The organism is Nostoc sp. CALU 1950, from assembly GCF_051172895.1.
In the GTDB taxonomy this organism is placed as follows: Bacteria; Cyanobacteriota; Cyanobacteriia; order Cyanobacteriales; family Nostocaceae; genus Nostoc; species Nostoc edaphicum_A.
The window spans coordinates 1-3,897 of sequence record NZ_JBDNJQ010000300.1 but is presented as its reverse complement, the minus strand read 5'-3'; the positions used below and the strand labels follow the sequence as shown (position 1 = coordinate 3,897).

The following is a 3,897-nucleotide window of genomic DNA, read 5'->3' as shown; positions in this document are numbered from 1 at the left end:
TAGAGTTAGTGTAACTAGATATGTAAAGTTTTGTATTAGGATTCAACATTTCTGCATCTAAACATATTTGCTCCACTTCCTCATTCGTCATTACACTACTCCGCTTCTAAAAAATATTCCCTCAGCAAGCCCTGTCCAGATTCACCCAAGTTTCGTAATATTTCTTCAATTTTTATCAAGAAAAAATCAAAAATCAGAATTAATTCTGATTTTTGAATAAAAGGGTTTAATACACCCGCCTAATAAAAACGGTCTACAATTTGGTGGTAGTATTAAACCCTTTTATTCGTCACTCCTGGATTTTGACCAAGCTCTCCGGGCGAGGCAGGAGGAAAGAAAAAGTTCTTCAGAAAGCCTTTTGCCAAGACCTAATCCCGGATTTCTCACGCATGGTGTAGGCAGAGGGGGAAGAGGAGTGTGGGGAGTGTGGGGGGAAGAAGTCTTACCCATCCTCGCACACCTTCCACACCTCTTGGATTTCTCACAAGTGAGAAATCCAGGCTAATTGGGCACAGGCCGCCATACCGGAGGTATGGCGGACTCCAATACACTTACCCCGCATTTCTCACAAGCTTGAGGGAAGGGGCAGAGGGGAAAGAACTTGTACAATAACTCTCCTCTGCTCCTCTGCTCCCCTGCACAAGCACAGGCTTTAAGAGGTGTGGTGAGAAATCCGGGTTACGGACTCGCAACCCTACGCTATCAGTTGTGATTATAATCCCCCATTGATTATTCCTTTTAGCATAGGTGCCCCCTGGTTTCTTTTTTGGCTTTCTTTTATTCGCACAAAACAAAGACTACGACAAATGATCAACCCTTGATACTTCCTGAGGGAAGATTTTGGAAGTTTTTTCTAATACCAGCACGGATTTTTAGTTTAAAAGCCAATGTAGAGATTAATTTGCAATTGATAGTGTTAAGGGGAGCGATGCCTGCGGCGAGCTACGCTAACGCTAAAATTTAGAATACTACCCAATGCGGTAATATAACACGGCGGAAATAAGCTATCTATTTAGAATATATATAGGAATCCGCTTTGATTTCTGAACGAATTTGCGTAGACAGGCAACAGGAAAGAAGGCAATAGGCAATAGGCAATAGTCAATAGGAAACAAGGCTTCTTAGTTGTACTGAATTTTTTCAGACATCAAATATGAGTCCTATAAAACCTTTGCGTAACAGTAATTACCAATTAAGTTAGCGAGTCCGCTTTGGGTAATTGGTAATAATGCAAAGCGGTACTATAGGACTCATATTTTATTTTTGAAAAAAATTCGGTACACCTTAATCTTCTGAAATCCTATTGCCTATTGCCTTTTGCCTATTGCCTACCTACGCAAGTGATTTCAGTAATCAAACCGGATTCCTATAGTTACATTCAGCATCTTGGGGAAACTTGTCCGTTAAAAAAGTTGGTAAGCATAAGCGAGTGTGAAATTAATTTTGTGTAGGTATTAATCAACACAGTTGACTTACCTTACCCGCAAGCTCTGCGATATTCATCTGCTCGTAGTGTTCAAAGGGTTGGTGAATCCAGGGGTTTTCAGCTAAATAATCAACATAATAATCGGGTGCTATAACTGAACAGGCTTTATACCAAAGAACGGCGGTGCGAATTTCCTCAATGGGGAAATCAATATTTTCCTTGAGCCAAGGTATAGTTTGTTGCAGTGTTACCCCAGAATCTACTAAGTCATCCACTAGGAGAATGCGCGAACCTAATTTTTCGGCAGTCATTGTCAAGTGGCGGGAGAAAATTAAATTACTTCTTTCTTGCTTGCCGGGGCCACTGTAAGATGAGGTTGCTAAAATTGCCAGTGGTTGCTCATATATACGGGAAAGAATATCTCCAACTCGTAGTCCCCCTCTGGCAAGACAGATAATCTGGTTGAATTCCCAACTGGATTGATAAATCTGAATAGCCAGTTGTTCAATTTTTTGGTGATAATCTGGCCAAGAAACATAAAGGTCTGGCATAAGTCTAACGGGAGTGGTAGATAGCTAGTATTGAAGGCAATTACAAACTTTTTATTTTAGTATGAGCACAAGTGATTATGAACGATTCTGCTGCTGGCGATGCCCAACGAGATCCTCTCAGTGAAAAACTCGACTTAAAAACAAAGCTAGCTTACGGTGCAGGAGATTTAGGTCCAGCAATTACTGCCAATATCTCCGTCTTTTTTCTGCTGGTTTTCTTCACAAATGTCGCTGGTATCCCTGCGGGTTTAGCTGGCAGTATTTTGATGATTGGCAAAATCTGGGATGGCATAAATGATCCGCTTGTCGGGTTCCTGACTGATAAAACGAAATCTCGTCGTTGGGGTCGTCGTCTTCCTTGGATGTTTTATGGAGCAATCCCCTTTGGAATTTTCTTTTTCTTGCAGTGGATTGTACCGCAATTTAGTACAAATAGGAGTGATAATCTTTGGCCGCTGTTCTGGTATTACGTCGTGATTGGCGTGATATCTCAGGTATTTTACACGGTTGTAAATTTGCCTTATACGGCGATGACTCCAGAACTAACTCAAGATTATGACGAACGCACCAGCCTTAACAGCTATCGCTTTACATTTTCTATTGGCGGCAGTATTCTGTCGTTGATTTTAACGCAAATTGTTTTTTCTCAAATTAGCGATCGCCAACAACAATATCTTGTTTTAGCAGCAGTTTGTACTGTAATTTCAATTTTAGGATTATATTGGTGCGTTTTTGGAGTCCGCGATCGCATCTTGGCTTTTGAGGCCAAACGCATCCAAGCCGAGGAACCCGCATCTCTTCCCTTCTTTGAACAGCTAAAAATTGTCTTTAGCAACCGACCTTTTTTATTTGTTATTGGTATATATCTTTGTTCTTGGCTAGGTGTGCAGATTACAGCCAGCATTATTCCCTATTTTGTAGTCAATTGTATGGGTCTTAAAGAATCAGATGTACCCACAGTCCTGATTGCAGTCCAAGGAACCGCCCTGCTGATGCTATTTGTCTGGGGTGCGTTGAGTAAAAAAGTTGGCAAAAAAATTGTTTATTTTCTAGGAATGAGTTTATGGATAATAGCCGCCGCCGGACTATTTTTCTTACAGCCTGGTCAAATAGTTTTGATGTATGTGATGGCTGTCATGGCGGGTATTGGTGTATCCACAGCTTATCTAATTCCTTGGTCGATGATTCCAGATGTAATTGAACTAGATGAACTCCAAACTGGACAACGCAGAGAAGGTATTTTTTATGGCTTCATGGTTTTGCTACAAAAATTTGGTTTAGCTTTCGGGCTATTTTTGGTGGGAAATGCTTTGCAAGTATCGGGTTTCAAAGAATCTGTAGCTGGAAGTCCACTACCTATCCAACCGGAATCGGCACTGTTTGCTATTCGCATTGCTGTTGGGCCTATACCTACAGTTTGTTTGATTTTTGGCTTGATTTTAACGTATTTTTACCCAATTACCCGCGAGATGCACGCAGAAATCATGCTGAAACTCAAAGAACGGCAAGAGAAGAGGGGGAGTTAAGGCAAAACTTTTCGGTTAACGGGGAAGACCAAAACACTTGTAGAGACGGCGATTTATCGCGTCTCTAAAACCCACAATTTTGTACTATTAGCCCTTAATTGAACCCTATTGGGGTAAAGGGAAAAGCTTTGAATTCACCTTTCCCCTTTAACCGAACCGTATTGGGACAGGTGGGGACACCCATCCCACAATAAAATTTGGGACGTTTTTATAATCGAGCCTAAAACCCCATCGGCAGAATACTAGTACCGCACGGCATAAATAAGCCATCCATTTGAAATGTCTGAAACCCTTGCAAACAATTAATTACGAATTACGAATTACGCCGTGCTGTACTAATACAGCACGGCGGAAATAAACCACCCATTCCCAATCAACAAAACCCTTACGCTGT

Annotated in this window: 2 protein-coding genes; one reads left to right on the top strand and one right to left on the bottom strand. The window is 41.3% G+C overall.

Translation table 11 applies throughout. The features are described 5' to 3' along the window. Window positions 1-1,458: 1,458 nt before the first annotated feature. The gene (locus ABF638_RS37085) at window positions 1,459-1,977 is read right to left on the bottom strand and encodes a phosphoribosyltransferase (RefSeq protein ID WP_435027738.1); all 519 of its coding nucleotides are present in this window, start codon (window positions 1,975-1,977) and stop codon (window positions 1,459-1,461) included. 77 nt (window positions 1,978-2,054) lie between these two features. Between ABF638_RS37085 and ABF638_RS37080 the strand changes: the two genes are divergently transcribed. Continuing rightward, window positions 2,055-3,503, top strand: a complete 1,449-nt coding sequence (locus tag ABF638_RS37080) for an MFS transporter (protein ID WP_435027737.1) — start codon at window positions 2,055-2,057, stop codon at window positions 3,501-3,503. The last annotated feature ends 394 nt before the right edge of the window (window positions 3,504-3,897 follow it).

What these genes read in the sequence shown, in the direction of transcription:
- ABF638_RS37085 (WP_435027738.1), bottom strand. Translation starts at nt 1,977, where the DNA reads ATGCCAGACCTTTATGTTTCTTGGCCAGATTATCACCAAAAAATTGAA.
- ABF638_RS37080 (WP_435027737.1), top strand. Translation starts at nt 2,055, where the DNA reads ATGAACGATTCTGCTGCTGGCGATGCCCAACGAGATCCTCTCAGTGAA.